Origin of the sequence: Paraburkholderia caffeinitolerans, from assembly GCF_902859945.1 — a bacterium.
In the GTDB taxonomy this organism is placed as follows: Bacteria; Pseudomonadota; Gammaproteobacteria; order Burkholderiales; family Burkholderiaceae; genus Paraburkholderia; species Paraburkholderia caffeinitolerans.
In genome coordinates this window covers 68,194-81,675 of the sequence record NZ_CADIKL010000020.1, presented here as the reverse complement: position 1 = coordinate 81,675, position 13,482 = coordinate 68,194, and the positions used below count along the sequence as shown (strand labels likewise).

At 64.7% G+C, this 13,482-nt stretch carries 13 protein-coding genes and 3 tRNA genes; 7 read left to right on the top strand and 9 right to left on the bottom strand.

Features of this window, described 5'->3' with window-relative positions; genetic code table 11:
- Positions 1 to 51 precede the first annotated feature (51 nt).
- Positions 52 to 801 carry a trehalose-phosphatase gene (otsB, locus tag HV773_RS20100; protein ID WP_129562429.1) on the bottom strand — a complete coding sequence of 250 codons (750 nt, stop codon included), beginning with the start codon at positions 799 to 801 and terminating at the stop codon, positions 52 to 54.
- Positions 802 to 1,177: 376 nt separating this feature from the next.
- Between otsB and HV773_RS20095 the strand changes: the two genes are divergently transcribed.
- The 3 genes from HV773_RS20095 to HV773_RS20085 all read left to right on the top strand — a co-directional run bounded on the left by HV773_RS20095 (position 1,178) and on the right by HV773_RS20085 (position 3,308).
- Positions 1,178 to 1,825 carry an SCO family protein gene (locus HV773_RS20095; RefSeq protein WP_377728936.1) on the top strand — a complete coding sequence of 216 codons (648 nt, stop codon included), beginning with the start codon at positions 1,178 to 1,180 and terminating at the stop codon, positions 1,823 to 1,825.
- 98 nt (positions 1,826 to 1,923) lie between these two features.
- The gene (locus tag HV773_RS20090; protein WP_129563365.1) at positions 1,924 to 2,370 is read left to right on the top strand and encodes a copper chaperone PCu(A)C; all 447 of its coding nucleotides are present in this window, start codon (positions 1,924 to 1,926) and stop codon (positions 2,368 to 2,370) included.
- 68 nt (positions 2,371 to 2,438) lie between these two features.
- Positions 2,439 to 3,308, top strand: coding sequence for a cytochrome c oxidase assembly protein (locus HV773_RS20085; protein ID WP_129562430.1), 870 nt, complete (start codon positions 2,439 to 2,441; stop codon positions 3,306 to 3,308).
- Between the two features lie 27 nt (positions 3,309 to 3,335).
- On the opposite strand, the gene HV773_RS20080 is transcribed toward HV773_RS20085, so the two are convergent.
- From HV773_RS20080 to uvrC, 7 genes are all read right to left on the bottom strand, one after another.
- A complete protein-coding gene (locus tag HV773_RS20080; RefSeq protein WP_129562431.1) occupies positions 3,336 to 3,836 on the bottom strand; it encodes a GNAT family N-acetyltransferase in 501 nt (166 codons plus the stop codon).
- Positions 3,837 to 3,927: 91 nt separating this feature from the next.
- Complete coding sequence (locus tag HV773_RS20075) at positions 3,928 to 4,200, bottom strand: DUF2164 domain-containing protein (RefSeq protein WP_129562432.1); 273 nt, start codon at positions 4,198 to 4,200, stop codon at positions 3,928 to 3,930.
- A gap of 134 nt (positions 4,201 to 4,334) precedes the next feature.
- Positions 4,335 to 4,408 (bottom strand) — tRNA-Cys (locus tag HV773_RS20070).
- Positions 4,409 to 4,532: 124 nt separating this feature from the next.
- Positions 4,533 to 4,608, bottom strand: a tRNA-Gly gene (locus HV773_RS20065).
- A 73-nt stretch (positions 4,609 to 4,681) separates the two neighbouring features.
- Positions 4,682 to 4,757, bottom strand: a tRNA-Gly gene (locus HV773_RS20060).
- 176 nt (positions 4,758 to 4,933) lie between these two features.
- Entirely contained in the window at positions 4,934 to 5,524 is a 591-nt protein-coding gene (gene pgsA / locus HV773_RS20055) for a CDP-diacylglycerol--glycerol-3-phosphate 3-phosphatidyltransferase (protein ID WP_129562433.1), read from the bottom strand.
- Positions 5,525 to 5,653: 129 nt separating this feature from the next.
- The gene (gene uvrC / locus HV773_RS20050) at positions 5,654 to 7,918 is read right to left on the bottom strand and encodes an excinuclease ABC subunit UvrC (protein ID WP_129562434.1); all 2,265 of its coding nucleotides are present in this window, start codon (positions 7,916 to 7,918) and stop codon (positions 5,654 to 5,656) included.
- A 194-nt stretch (positions 7,919 to 8,112) separates the two neighbouring features.
- Between uvrC and earP the strand changes: the two genes are divergently transcribed.
- The 4 genes from earP (at position 8,113) to HV773_RS20030 (ending at position 12,257) form a co-directional block, all read left to right on the top strand.
- A complete protein-coding gene (gene earP / locus HV773_RS20045; protein WP_129562435.1) occupies positions 8,113 to 9,405 on the top strand; it encodes an elongation factor P maturation arginine rhamnosyltransferase EarP in 1,293 nt (430 codons plus the stop codon).
- Positions 9,406 to 9,547: 142 nt separating this feature from the next.
- Positions 9,548 to 10,105 (top strand): elongation factor P, encoded by a 558-nt coding sequence (gene efp, locus HV773_RS20040; RefSeq protein WP_129562436.1) that lies wholly within the window; start codon positions 9,548 to 9,550, stop codon positions 10,103 to 10,105.
- Positions 10,106 to 10,419: 314 nt separating this feature from the next.
- Positions 10,420 to 10,644, top strand: a complete 225-nt coding sequence (locus HV773_RS20035; RefSeq protein WP_129562437.1) for a hypothetical protein — start codon at positions 10,420 to 10,422, stop codon at positions 10,642 to 10,644.
- Between the two features lie 227 nt (positions 10,645 to 10,871).
- Positions 10,872 to 12,257, top strand: a complete 1,386-nt coding sequence (locus HV773_RS20030; protein ID WP_129562438.1) for a sigma-54-dependent transcriptional regulator — start codon at positions 10,872 to 10,874, stop codon at positions 12,255 to 12,257.
- Between the two features lie 132 nt (positions 12,258 to 12,389).
- Here HV773_RS20030 and nagZ read toward each other — a convergent pair whose 3' ends face one another.
- Positions 12,390 to 13,430 carry a beta-N-acetylhexosaminidase gene (gene nagZ, locus HV773_RS20025; RefSeq protein WP_129562439.1) on the bottom strand — a complete coding sequence of 347 codons (1,041 nt, stop codon included), beginning with the start codon at positions 13,428 to 13,430 and terminating at the stop codon, positions 12,390 to 12,392.
- Positions 13,431 to 13,482: the final 52 nt, after the last annotated feature.

Sequence of the window (13,482 nt, the reverse complement as noted above, 5' to 3'; positions counted from 1 at the left end):
GGTTCCGTGCAGAAAAGAAGTTAGGTACGGGTGCGCCAGATCAGGTACCGATCAAACACCGCGGGCCGGCGCGACGAGCGCGTCGAGCCACGCGAGCAACGCCTCGACCGACTCGACGCGCGTTTTCGCGATCGTGTCGCCGCCGCCGACCTTGATCGACAGACCGCCCTCGGCGTTGACCACGGCGAAGCCCTTCTCGTCGGTCAAATCGTCGCCGGCGAACACCGGCGTGCGGCCCGCGAACGGCGGCTCGTCCAGAAAAGCGCGCAGCGCGCGGCCCTTGTCGACGTCTTTCGGCTTGATCTCGTAGACCATCTTGCCGGGCTGCAGCACATAGGCGTCGGCGAATTCGGCTGCGAGTTTTTCGGTGACCGCGCGCGCAACGTTCTCGTGCTCGGGCGCAGTGCGATAGTGGAGCGCGAGCGCCGCGCCTTTAATCTCGAGCAGCATGCCGACGTGCGTGCGCACCACCTCGGCGAGCACCTGCTCCATGTGCAGAAGACGTTGATCGTTGAAGCCGACGCGCTGGGTGTCGCCGTTGGCGTCGCGGCGCTCCGCGCCGTGCAGGCCCGCGACGGGCAAATCGGGCATGCCGAGGAAGCTGTCGATGCTCTCGACGCCGCGCCCGGACACAATGGCCACCGCACCATGGGTCACACGACGCAACGTCGTGAGCACCGCCAGCATGTCGGGGCGCACCAGCACGCCGTCGGGCGTGGGCGCAAGATCGACGAGCGTGCCGTCGAAATCGAAGAAAAACGCCGTCTTGTCGAACGGCAATTCAGCCGGAAGTACTTGCATTACGTTCGTTTCATCCCTCGGCGCATGGGCCGGGTGTTGATCCGGCGAGCGCTGGCCCACCGGAGAAAGTGTGCGCATCTTACCGCGCATCGTCCTGATTATCGAGAAAGGAAAGCCGGCGCAACCATTGTGCTGGCCTTGCCCAGGCAGGCCCTGCACTCGGCGACAAACACCCTGTCGATGCCGATTCGTTCCGACGCTTTTTTCGCTCTTTGCCAGCTGCCTGCCATGCAGATCGACCTCCACCGGCACGTCAGATGCGTCAAATTGCCCCTGCCGCCCCGCCGCAGCGCACACTCAATTTTGCTACAGTCCAGCGACGCGGCGTAAGTTGGCCACGCTCGCGCCCTTGTAAATCGAGTTAACGAGAGAGCCTTTGTTCCCCGAGTTCGACGCTTCACGCACGTCACGCTTCGCACTGCGCGCCGTAGCCCGCCCCGCGTTACTGCTGGCGCTCGCCGCCGGCTCCGTACTCCTCGCAGCATGCACGCGTGCGGCCGAGCCGTGGCAACTCACCGACGTGAGCGGCCATCTGCCCGACCTCACGTTCGCGCTCACCGAAGACAGCGGCAAGCCCATCACGAGTGCGGATCTGCATGGCAATACCACCCTCGTGTACTTCGGCTACACGCATTGCCCGGACGTCTGTCCGGAAACGATGGCGCGTCTGATGCAGGTCATAGCGAAACTCGGACCCGACGCACAGCATGTGCGGATACTCTTCATCAGCGTCGATCCCGCACGCGACACGCCGCAGGCGTTACATGCCTACGTGAGTGCGTTCGACGCCCACCACGCGCTCGGCCTCACCGGCACCGATGCGCAAATCGAATCGCTGGCAAAACGCTATCGCGTGGCGTATCAGATGGAGCAGCGCGACCCCGACGGCAGCTACGAAGTCACGCACAGCTCGGCCGTCTACGTGTTCGATGCACAAGGCCGCGCGCGCCTGCTCGCCACCGACAAGGATTCGCCCGACGCGATCGCGCACGACGTGCGCCGCGTGATCGGCCCGGCCGCGTAGGCGCCGGCGCGATCCTCAACCCAATTTCCGGACCACTCGCAACAGGAACTGCCATGACGATGAAAATGAAGTCCCGCAGCGTGACTGCCACGAACCCCATGACCCGCTGGAGCGCCACGATCGGCTGCGCCCTCGCCTGCACATTCGCAGCGTTCGCCCCGGCGGCGCATGCCGCCGACGCACTCACCGCGCAGAACGCCTGGGTCCGCTGGCTGCCCAACGATCTGCCGGCGGCGGGTTACGTCACGTTGAAGAATGACAGCGACAAGCCGGTCGACCTCGTGAACGTGACAAGCGACGACTACGGCATGGTGATGCTGCATCAGACCGTATCGAACGGCTCGACGCAGAAGATGGTGATGGTGCACAACGCTACGGTGCCCGCGCACGGCACGCTGTCGATTGCGCCGGGCGGCTATCACCTGATGCTGGAACACGCGAAGCACAAGATCGCACCCGGCGACACGGTCCACGTGAAGCTGCAGTTCTCAGACGGCGCGACGCTCGACACGCCGTTCGCGGTGAAGCCGCCGTCGCAGCAGTAATGCGGCAATGAAAACCCGCGCCATGAATCCGCGGAGAAGCGCTCGATGAACCTGCGTAAAAGCCCACGATGAACCTGCTCTACTGGCTCGACCCGTGGGAGCCGTCGCCAACGGTGGTGATCGCGATAACCCTGGCGGCGGTACTGTTCATACGCGGCCAGCGCCACGCGAGGGTCTCGCTGGCGCGCCGGATCTCGTTCTGGTTCGGCCTCGGTGCGCTCTATGTCGCGCTGCATACGCGGCTCGACTACTTCTTCGAGCATGAGTTCTTCATGCACCGCGCGCAGCATCTCGTGCTGCACCACCTCGGGCCATTCTTCATTGCGCTCGCCTATCCGGGCGCGGCGCTGCGCGCCGGCATCCCGTTCGCGTGGCGGCAACGCTTCGTGCGGCCCGCGCTGAACGCTCGACCGGTGCGGGCAATGCTCGACGTCGTCATGCATTCGGTGGTCGCCGTGACGCTGTTCGTCGGACTCATCTACTTCTGGCTGCTCTCGCCCATCCACTTCATCGCGATGCTCGACTGGCGGCTTTACCGCGTGATGAACTGGAGCATGGTGATCGACGGTCTGCTGTTCTGGTGGCTCGTGCTCGATCCACGCCCCGCGCCGCCTGCGCGCCTCGCGCCCGGCAAGCGCGTGCTGGTGGTGATTGCGGCCATTCCGCCGCAAATCGTGCTCGGCGCGTTCATCTTCTTCACCTCGCACGAGCTCTATCCGGTCTATTCGATTTGCGGACGCGCATTCACATGGCTCTCTCCCATGCGCGATCAGCAGATCGGTGGCCTGCTATTGTGGATTCCGGGATCGATGATGAGCGTGGTCGGCGCGTTGATCGCGCTGCGTCACTGGATGCGGCTCTCGGCGCGCGGGCGGCTTAAGCCCACGCGAGGCGTGCGCCAACGCGCGCGGCATTCGCACAGCGCTCAACACACCTGAGCGCTCGCAAGGCGTTAGCACGGAGCCCTACGCGGCTCCCTGCTCCGAACGCATCCACACGTGCGGTATGCCGTCTTCGTCGTGGATCTCCGAAACCGGCTCGAAACCGAACGCGCCGTAGAACTTCTGCAGATGCGCCTGGGCGTGCAGCCGCATCGGCACGCCCGGCCATTGCCGGGCAATGTGCGCGATCGCGCGTTCGAGCAATCCGTTGCCGAGCTTGATGCCGCGAAAGTTCTGCGATGTCACCACGCGGCCGATGCGCACGTCCGGATCCTCCGCGTCTGGCAGCAGCACGCGCAGATAGCCCGCCAATTCACGCACGCCGTACCGCTCCCCCCACGCGAGCAGATGCCAGGCATCGCCGTCGAGGCCGTCGATATCGCCGTACACGCAGTTTTGCTCGACCACGAACACGGCCGAACGCAGCCGGAGCATTTCATAGACATCGCGCGAAGAAAGCGCATCGAATGCGGTCCATTGCCAGTCGAGTTGGGCCGTTGGCAATGCGGGAGGCTGCGCAATCATGGAATTTCCATCAAGTCTTGCTGAAACGCCGATTATGCCCCGCGGCGCGCGTACGGCACAAACGCCAGCCGGGACCGCCACTGGTCACTCGTCACTTGCGCCGGCGCGGCGACTCGAACTTGCGCCAGTACTGAAACGGCTCTTCGTGAAGGTCGATGTCGAGCTCGACGATACGCGCCTGCATGCGCTCCTGCGCATCGGCGATCGCCCGGTTATAAACAGCGGGCGCGATCTCTTCGAGAAAGAAGCCCAACAAGCCGCCCGCGGCAACATTGCCGATCGGCTCGTCCATGTTGGTGTCGAAGTAGCGCTGGATCGACGCAATCGCGGCAGCGCGCGCGTCTTCGGGAAGTTCGATGGGCATGGAGAAAGTCCGGAGGAAAGCGATGCGTCGATTGTGCGGGAACCCGTAGGACGGCACATCATCTGTTTGGCCAGGCATCGAATGCGCCGTAGAAAAAAGAAAAGCCACCCGAAGGTGGCTTTTCTTGTCTTACCTGGAGGCGCGAGCCGGAGTCGAACCGGCCTACACGGCTTTGCAGGCCGCTGCATAACCGCTTTGCTATCGCGCCAAAAGCGGACTGTTCGATGTTTCGCACGCACCGCACTGATTGCGCACACAACCATCGACCAGATTTTGTGCGGCGGCCTTGCGGCCCGCCAAACAAAAGGGGAAGCGCTGCTTCCCCGGAATTCTGGAGCGGGAGACGAGTCTCGAACTCGCGACCTCAACCTTGGCAAGGTTGCGCTCTACCAACTGAGCTACTCCCGCATTTTTACTGCCGAACTGCCTTTACTGCCCCGGCGCCCCGCTTTACATTACTGCAAAACGCTGCCCCAAAATTTGGAGCGGGAGACGAGTCTCGAACTCGCGACCTCAACCTTGGCAAGGTTGCGCTCTACCAACTGAGCTACTCCCGCATTTTCCTGCTTCGCCGCTGATTTACCGCTTAACTTCAGCGATCTCCACCGCATCTGCTTCGTTTGCTGCTTGTCGTGCAGCGGAGAAGTGAGATTATGTATAACCTGCTGAATCGTGTCAACCCCCTCGGGGAATCTTTTTAAAAAAGATTCGCGGGAATCCCGAGTTGCGCCACTTACAGGCTTCCCCGCTCGCGGATCTGCGGCCACGCGAGCTTCATGTAATAGAGCATCGACCAGATCGTCAGCACGGCCGCCACGTAGACGAGCCACGTGCCCCACACGCGCGAGTCGAACAACGTGTGCCCGCCGATCGTCAGCGGCGCATAGAACAGCAGCATCGGGATCGCCACCATCTGGCAGGCCGTCTTGAACTTGCCGAGCTGGTTCACGGCGACGCTTTTTGACGCACCGATCTGCGCCATCCATTCGCGCAGCGCCGAAATGGCGATCTCGCGCCCCACGATCACGAGTGCGATCGCTGCGTCAAGGCGTTGCAGATGCACGAGCACGAGCAGCGCGGCCGTCACCATGAGCTTGTCGGCCACCGGGTCGAGGAATGCGCCGAACGACGAGGTCTGATTCCACTTCCGGGCGAGATAGCCGTCGAACCAGTCGGTCAGCGCCGCCAGCACGAAGATCACCATCGCCGCGATGTTCTGATGCATCGGGCTCAGCACCGTTTCCGGCAGATAAAACACGCCAACCACGAGCGGAATCAGCACAATCCGCAGCCATGTCAGAAGAATTGGAATATTGAACGGCATCGTGTGGCGCAGTCTGTCAGGGAGAAGATCGCAATGATGGGAGATGCAATTGTGCCGCGTCACCGGACCTGCCACAAGCAAACGTAAGACAGCGCGGCGGGTGAAGCGGTCGTGAGATCCATCGCGGGATCAATGAAGCTGCTGATAGATCTGCTCGGCGAGCGCGTGCGAGATGCCCTCCACGCTCGCCAGATCCTCCACGCTCGCGGCCATCACGCCGCGCAAGCCACCGAAGCGCGCGAGCAGGCGCTGGCGACGTTTCGCGCCCACGCCCTCGAGTTCTTCGAGCCGCGAAGTCTGGCGCGTCTTGCCGCGCTTCGCGCGCATGCCCGTGATTGCGAAACGATGCGCCTCGTCGCGGATCTGCGCGACCAGCATCAGCGCCGCGCTCTCCTTGCCGAGTTCGAGCGGCGCGCGGCCGTCGGCGAACACCAGGGTTTCGAGACCGACCTTGCGCCCCTCGCCCTTGGCCACGCCCACCAGCATCGCAGGGTCGAGCCCCAGCTCGTCGAACACCTGGCGAGCGACCTCGACCTGGCCTTTGCCGCCATCGATCAGCACGATGTTCGGCAGCGTGCCGCCGGGCGCGGGCGGCTGCGCGCCTTCAGGCTGCACCGCGCTGGCATCGGCGCTATCTGGGCCATTGGGCGCGTCGAGAATCTCCGGGATCCGCACTTCGTCGCCTTCGTCTGCGCCGTCGGCCTCGTTGCGCGCCGATTGCGCGACCATCTTTTCGTAGCGCCGTGTGAGCACCTGGCGCATGGCCGCGTAGTCGTCGCCGCCCGTGATGCCGGTGATGTTGTAGCGCCGGTACTCGCCCGACTGCATCTTGTGATGGTGATAGACAACGCACGATGCCTGGGTCGCCTCGCCCATCGTATGGCTGATGTCGAAGCACTCGATGCGCAGATGCGCGAGGTCGTCGAGTTCCAGGCCGAGCATCTGCGCGAGCGTGCGCGTGCGCGCCTGCTGCGAGCCCTGCTCGGAGAGCAGGCGTGCGAGCGCGAGCCGAGCATTCTGCTCGGCCATCGCGAGCCATGCGCGCTTTTGTCCTTGCGGCTGGCGCAACAGCGTGACCTTGTGTCCGGCCTGCTCGCTGAGCACGTCGACGAGTTCGCTGTTCGCCGGCGGATGGCTCACCACCAGCACCGGCGGCACGCGGTTGCCGAAGTAATGCTGGGCGATGAACGCATCAAGCACTTCGGATTCAATGCCCGTCTCGCGCTTGCGGCGCGTGCTGGCGCGAGCGGACGCCGCGGAATCGGCGCCTGCCTCGCCCTCTTGCGCCTCGCTCGCGAGATCCGCCGCGAACGCGAGCGGATCGGCCTCAGCGTCTTCAGCGGTTGGCTCGCGCCCGTCGCCGCTTTCTTCACCTTCCTGGCCAGCATGCGCGCCCGCAGCGGACACCATGGCCTTGCGCGCGAGCGACGGCAACGACTTCAGCGCCGATGCCGCCAGCACGGTCTCGCCATCGATCTCCTCGGCGACACCGCCTTCCTCGTCGGTCAGCGCGCGCTCGACGTGGGCCGGGAAGTACGCCTTGTCGCCCAGATGCCGGCCGCCGCGCACCATCGCAAGATTCACGCAGACCCGCCCGCCCAGCGCCACCACCGCGAGGATGTCGACGTCGCTCTCGCCGCCGGTTTCGATGACCTGTTGATGCAGCACCGTCGCGAGCGAGCTCATCTGGTTGCGCACGGACGCCGCCTGCTCGAACTTCAGCTCGGCCGCGAACGCGTGCATCTTCGTCTCCAGCTCCTTCATCACCTCGTTCTGGCGGCCGAGCAGAAAACGCGAGGCGTTGCTTACGTCGCGCGCGTAATCGTCCGCGCTGATCGCGCCCACGCACGGCGCGGTGCAACGCGCGATCTGATGCAGCAGGCACGGCCGCGTGCGGTTGTTGAAGACCGAGTCTTCACAGGTGCGCAGCTGGAACACGCGCTGCAGGATCTGGATGCTCTCGCGCACCGCCGAAGCACTCGGAAACGGCCCGAAGTACTGGTTGTTGCGATCGACCGCGCCACGGTAGTACGCCATGCGCGGAAACTTGTGTCCCGTGAGCTTGAGGAACGGATACGACTTGTCGTCGCGAAAGAGGATGTTGTAGCGCGGCGTCAGCGCCTTGATGAGGTTGTTCTCGAGCAGCAGCGCTTCGGCCTCGGAACGCGTCACCGTGGTCTCGATGCGCGCAATGCGCGTGACCATCATGGCGATGCGCGGCGAAAGCTGGGTCTTCGTGAAATAGCTCGACACGCGCTTTTTCAGGTCGCGCGCCTTGCCCACGTAAAGCACCGCGCCTTGCGCGTCGTAATAGCGATACACGCCGGGCAGATGCGGGAGCTGCGCCAAGACCTCTTTCGGGTCGAAAACGTCGGGTTCGGTGGAAGCGGTCATCCAGTCTGGGGGCGTGGGGTGGCGTCAGCGGGCAGGCCGCGCCGCGTGCGCGACGCCGTCATGCGGGTATCTTAGAATCGCAAGTTTAGATCATTCCGCGCGCGGGCCGAGCCCGTCGGCTGCCTTGGCCAGCGTCGCCTTGACGGCCGTGCTTGCGGCCCCGCACCTGCCCCCCCCCAGCCCCCACCTCCGTCATGCCACACAGCAAACGTCCCGCAGCAAGCAGCCAACGCGACGCCGCATCAGACGCAGCCGAATCAGCAGCCGCATCGCGCATCGCCTGCGATATCTTCTGCGCCGTGATCGACAATTTCGGCGACATCGGCGTGTGCTGGCGCCTCGCGCGCCAGCTTGCGCACGAGCACGGCTGGGAAGTGCGCATCTTCGTCGACGATCCGCATGCGTTCCAGAAGCTGTGCCCCGCGCTCGATCCCGGGCGAGCGACGCAGACCATCGAAGATGTCGTGATCGAACACTGGCACGAGCCCGATCACGCGGGCGAGACGCTCCAGATCGCCGACGTGGTGATCGAAGCGTTCGCGTGCGAACTGCCGGGCGTCTATGTGGCCGCAATGGCGCAGCGCGAGCGCACGCCCGTGTGGCTGAACCTCGAATACCTGAGCGCCGAAGACTGGGTTGCCGATTTTCATTTGCGCCCCTCCCCCCATCCGCGCTACCCGCTGCTCAAGCACTTCTTCTTCCCTGGCCTCGGCCCGGGCACCGGCGGCGTGCTCAAGGAGCGCAGTCTCGATGAGGCACGCGCCGCATTCGAGCGCTCGGCCGAGGCACGAGCAGCGTGGTGGCAAAACGCCACCGGCGGTCCGCCGCCCGACCCGCAAGCCACGGTGATCTCGCTCTTCGCTTACGAAAATCCCGCCGTCGACGCCCTGCTCGAGCAGTGGTGCGACAGCCCGACGCCGATCGTGCTGCTCGTGCCGCAGGGCCGCATCTCCGGCGCGATTGCGCGCTTTTTCAGTGTCGCATCGTTCGATGCCCACGCACACGCCGAGCGCGGCCCGCTGCGCGCGCACGGCCTCGCCTTCACGGAGCAGCGCGGCTACGACGCGCTGCTATGGGCCAGCGACGTCAATTTCGTGCGCGGCGAAGACTCATTCGTGCGCGCGCAGTGGGCCGCCCGGCCGTTCGTCTGGCAGATCTACCCGCAGGGAGACGACGCCCATTTGCCCAAACTCGATGCGGCGCTCGAACACTACGCGCGCACGCTCGCCGAGGCGCCGCGCAACGCGCTCGCGCGCTTCTGGCACGCCTGGAACGGCAACGACGCCCATGCGGCTGATGCTCCGAACCGGACGCCCGGCACCGTCGATGCGCCCCCGCAGATCCCGCCGCCCGTGCCCGACTGGCGCGATTTCGCGCAATATTTGCCCGAGTTCAAAGCCCGCTCGCAGGCCTGGGCGAGCGAACTGGCGCAGGCCGGCGATCTCGGCGGAAATCTAGCCGAATTCGCAAAAACTCAGTTAAAATAAGCGGTTACCCGACGGCACCCGTCTCAAGCGCTTCGATTTTCGTTCTCCGGGTCATCAAGGGGACACACCATTCGAACCGCTTGCGACGTTTGCCGTCGCGCACACTTGAAGCTATTTAATCTGGACAGGACTGTTTTTTATTATGAAGACCGCACAGGAACTCCGCGTCGGCAACGTCGTGATGATTGGCAACGACGCCATGGTCGTGCAGAAGGCTGAGTACAACAAATCGGGCCGTAACGCCGCCGTCGTGAAGATGAAGTTCAAGAACCTGCTGACCGGCGCCGGCATGGAAACCGTGTACAAGGCTGACGACAAGTTCGACGTCGTCGTGCTCGATCGCAAGGAAGTGACGTACTCGTACTTCGCCGACCCGATGTACGTGTTCATGGACGCCGACTACAACCAGTACGAAGTCGAAGGCGAGATGATGGGCGACGCCCTGAACTACCTCGAAGACGGCATGGCTTGCGAAGTCGTGTTCTACAACGAGAAGGCCATCTCGGTCGAACTGCCGACCGTGCTCGTGCGCGAAATCATCTACACGGAACCGGCCGTCAAGGGCGACACGTCGTCTGGCAAGGTCCTGAAAAACGCCAAGCTGCACACCGGTTTCGAACTGCAAGTGCCGCTCTTCTGCAACATCGGCGACAAGATCGAAATCGACACGCGTACGAACGAGTACCGCAGCCGCGCCTAACGCGTTCGTCTGCATGCGCCTGCGGCGCACGCGTGCATCCGCAACGTTTCCGCAAGCGCACGCAACGCCATCCCGATGCATGGCGAGTGCAAAAAATAAAAGCGCCCCAAGGGGCGCTTTTTCTTTTTTTCACGAACGTGTATGTTTGTGACTACATGGGAAATCCTTACCGGTTATTCAGGCGCGCAAATCAGACGCGTCTCGCAGTGGTAAGGCCCCGCACTCATGGCACGGTTTCTGCTGGTTCTTTTTGAGACACACTCGCGATGACGCAACCCGCGAGCATCGCTCTTCTCTGAACCGAGAGAAACACGATGAATAACGACATCGCTGCATGCAACTGGAAGCAGTGGCCTGGCAAGGCCAAGGTCATCCGGAGCAAGCCTGTGGACGACGCGCTCATGAAGCTCGCACAGCGAAGCGCACGAGCCGCGCCATGGATCGACACGGATCGATTGACTGATGAAGCGGCTCGCGGCACGGCCGCTCCGGCACTCGACAAAGCAGCTTGTTTGCAGCATGGGGGTAGTACAGCTTGAGCGTTGCACGTTGCGGCGGGCCCGCGCAATTCCGCGCGCCTGCCGTCAATCTGGGAGGACCGGAACTGAACAACATACTTCGAGAGATCTCGGTGATCTCCATGAAATCACCCGTATCGTGCCGCGCCGCAGTACGCCGCCACGTCGCGCCTGCTCGCCACCTGCCCGGCATGCGCGCAAGCGTGGCTGTCCGGCGCACCCGCGCTCATCCGTAAGCCGCCTCCGCCATGCCACACGCCCTGATTGTCGAAGACGATCCCAACAGCCTGTCCGGCCTTTCGGCCATCCTGGCCGCCGACGGCTTTTCTGTCGATACCGCAGCCACGCTCGCCGATGCGCGTGCCGCACTCGCACGCTTCATCCCCGACGTCGTGCTCGTCGACCTGAATCTGCCCGACGGCGGCGGCCTGGAACTGCTGCCCCACCTGCCTGCGCAGCCACCGGGCGGCGCGTTGCCCGTGATCGTGATGACCGGCAATGCGACCGTCGAAAGCGCGATCGAAGGCCTGCGCCACGGTATCTGGGACTATCTGCTCAAGCCCGTCAACATTCCGCGCCTGCGCAGCTTGCTCGCACGCATTCCGCGCCCCTATGAGCTGACCGAGGAAGTCCGCGCGCTGCGCGCGATGCTGCGCGAACTCGGCCGCTTCGGTCCGATGGTGGGCCGCAGCAGTGCGATCCAGCACGTCTACGACGCGCTCGAACAACTCGCGCCCACCGAATCGGCCATCCTCGTGCACGGCGAAGCGGGTACCGGCAAGGAAGTGGCAGCGCGCACGCTGCATCAACTGAGCCGCCGCCGCAAGGGGCCGTTCATCGTCTGCGACGCGCATGCGCGAGCGGCCGAAGCCGCCGCCGGGCGCCCGCTCGCGAGCCTCCTCTTCGGCCACGAGCGCGGTGCGTTCAACGGCGCGGAGCAGCGCGAGCCCGGTCTCGTCGATCAGGCGAGCGGCGGCACGCTCTTCATCGACGAACTCACCGAGTTGCCGCGCGCCGAACAGGAAGCGCTGCTGCGCGCGCTCGATTCGCAGACCTTCATGCGTGTGGGCGGCAATAGCGAAGTGGGCACCGATTTCCGCCTCATCGCGGCCACGCGCACGGTGCCGCGCGACGCGGTCCGGCAGGGCATGCTGCACGAGGATCTGTGGATGCGCCTCGATGCTGCGGCGGTGCAATTGCCGCCGCTGCGCGAGCGCGAAGACGACGCGGCGCTGCTCGCCGCAGCGCGTATCGACGAACTCAATCTCCAAGCGCACGCACGCGGCCTGACCGGCACGACTCGGCTTGTCGCGCCCACCTTCCTGCGTGAGTGCCTCGCCTACGACTGGCCCGGCAACGTGCGCGAGTTGCACGAGCGCGTGGAGCGCGCGTGGCATGCGTCCGACGATATCCTCGAAACCTTGCAGGCCGAGGAAACCAGCAGCGTCTCGCCGCGCGAAGTCAATGGCGGCCGCGTGCAGGTCACGGTCGGCACGCCGCTCGCCGACGTCGAGGAAATGCTGATCCGCGCCACGCTAGACGCCGTGGGCGGCACGCGCCACCGCGCGGCGTCGCTTCTCGGCATCAGCCCGAAGACGCTCTATAACAAGCTCCAGCGCATGCGGCTGAATTGACGCCCGCGACGTTTCTGGAGCACGAAAAAACGGCGGCCCTTCGAATTCGAAGGGCCGCCGTTCCGTTTTTTGGAGCCGTGTTCGCGCGCCGTGTTACGTAACGCGCGGGCAACCGCGCGCACCACGTTCAGCTCAGGGCAACACGGTACGCAACAACGCCTGCGCGGACTGATAAGCGGGATCGGCCACGAGCTTGTCCCAGCGCAGCGCCTTGCCGCGCGGCCGCAGCCGCCTGATACGTTTGGCCGACGCCTGCGCCTCGCGCGTGGGCTCGGCGACGCGCAGCGCATCGAGCACCTTCTCCGCCTCGTGCGGCTGGTTGCAGATCAGCACCATGTCGCAGCCCGCCTCGAGCGCCGCGCGAGCGCCCTCGGTCAGCGTGCCGCCCTGGCGCGCGGCCTCCATCGAAAGATCGTCGCTGAAGATCGCGCCCGTGAAGCGCAGGCGCGCGCGCAGAATCTCCTGCACCCAGATGCGCGAGAAGCCGGCCGGCTTCGAGTCGACCTTCGGATAGATCACGTGGCCCGGCATGGCGGCCGTGAGCGAGAGGCCGAGCCAGTCATAAGGCTGCGCGTCCTCGCCAAGAATCGACTCGAGCGGGCGTTCGTCCACCGGCACCGCGACGTGCGAATCGGCGGTCGCGAAGCCGTGACCCGGAAAATGCTTGCCGCAGTTCGCCATGCCTGCAAGCGCGAGGCCGTGATTCAGGCTCTTGGCGAGCAGCGTGACGACACGCGGGTCACGATGGAACGCGCGGTCGCCCACCACCTTCGACTGGCCATAGCCCAGATCGAGCACGGGCGTGAAACTCAAGTCGATACCGCAGGCGCGCAACTCGCTCGCCAGGATATAGCCGACCGACGTGGCCAGCTTGGTGGCAAGCAGCACGTCCTTGTCCCACAGCGCACCGATGCGCCCCATCGCGGGCAGCACCGTGAAGCCATCGGTGCGAAAGCGCTGCACGCGGCCGCCCTCATGGTCGACGGCGATCAGCAGGTCCTCGCGCACCGCGCGGATGGCGTCCGTGAGCGCGACGAGTTGCGCGCGGTTCTCGTAGTGGCGCGCGAACAGGATCACGCCGCCGGTTGAGGGATGCGCGAGACGACGGATGTCGTCGTCGTTGAGCGTCGTGCCGACCACGTCGAGCATGACCGGTCCGGGAATTCTCTTCATCGATCTGGCGTTGAATGGGCAAGAAAAAACCGCGCGCGGCGTCTGCCAGGCG

What these genes read in the sequence shown, in the direction of transcription:
- HV773_RS20080 (WP_129562431.1), bottom strand. Translation starts at nt 3,836, where the DNA reads ATGATTGCGCAGCCTCCCGCATTGCCAACGGCCCAACTCGACTGGCAA.
- HV773_RS20090 (WP_129563365.1), top strand. Translation starts at nt 1,924, where the DNA reads ATGACCCGCTGGAGCGCCACGATCGGCTGCGCCCTCGCCTGCACATTC.
- pgsA (WP_129562433.1), bottom strand. Translation starts at nt 5,524, where the DNA reads ATGCCGTTCAATATTCCAATTCTTCTGACATGGCTGCGGATTGTGCTG.
- HV773_RS20075 (WP_129562432.1), bottom strand. Translation starts at nt 4,200, where the DNA reads ATGCCCATCGAACTTCCCGAAGACGCGCGCGCTGCCGCGATTGCGTCG.
- HV773_RS20035 (WP_129562437.1), top strand. Translation starts at nt 10,420, where the DNA reads ATGAATAACGACATCGCTGCATGCAACTGGAAGCAGTGGCCTGGCAAG.
- HV773_RS20030 (WP_129562438.1), top strand. Translation starts at nt 10,872, where the DNA reads ATGCCACACGCCCTGATTGTCGAAGACGATCCCAACAGCCTGTCCGGC.
- uvrC (WP_129562434.1), bottom strand. Translation starts at nt 7,918, where the DNA reads ATGACCGCTTCCACCGAACCCGACGTTTTCGACCCGAAAGAGGTCTTG.
- nagZ (WP_129562439.1), bottom strand. Translation starts at nt 13,430, where the DNA reads ATGAAGAGAATTCCCGGACCGGTCATGCTCGACGTGGTCGGCACGACG.
- otsB (WP_129562429.1), bottom strand. Translation starts at nt 801, where the DNA reads ATGCAAGTACTTCCGGCTGAATTGCCGTTCGACAAGACGGCGTTTTTC.
- efp (WP_129562436.1), top strand. Translation starts at nt 9,548, where the DNA reads ATGAAGACCGCACAGGAACTCCGCGTCGGCAACGTCGTGATGATTGGC.
- earP (WP_129562435.1), top strand. Translation starts at nt 8,113, where the DNA reads ATGCCACACAGCAAACGTCCCGCAGCAAGCAGCCAACGCGACGCCGCA.
- HV773_RS20085 (WP_129562430.1), top strand. Translation starts at nt 2,439, where the DNA reads ATGAACCTGCTCTACTGGCTCGACCCGTGGGAGCCGTCGCCAACGGTG.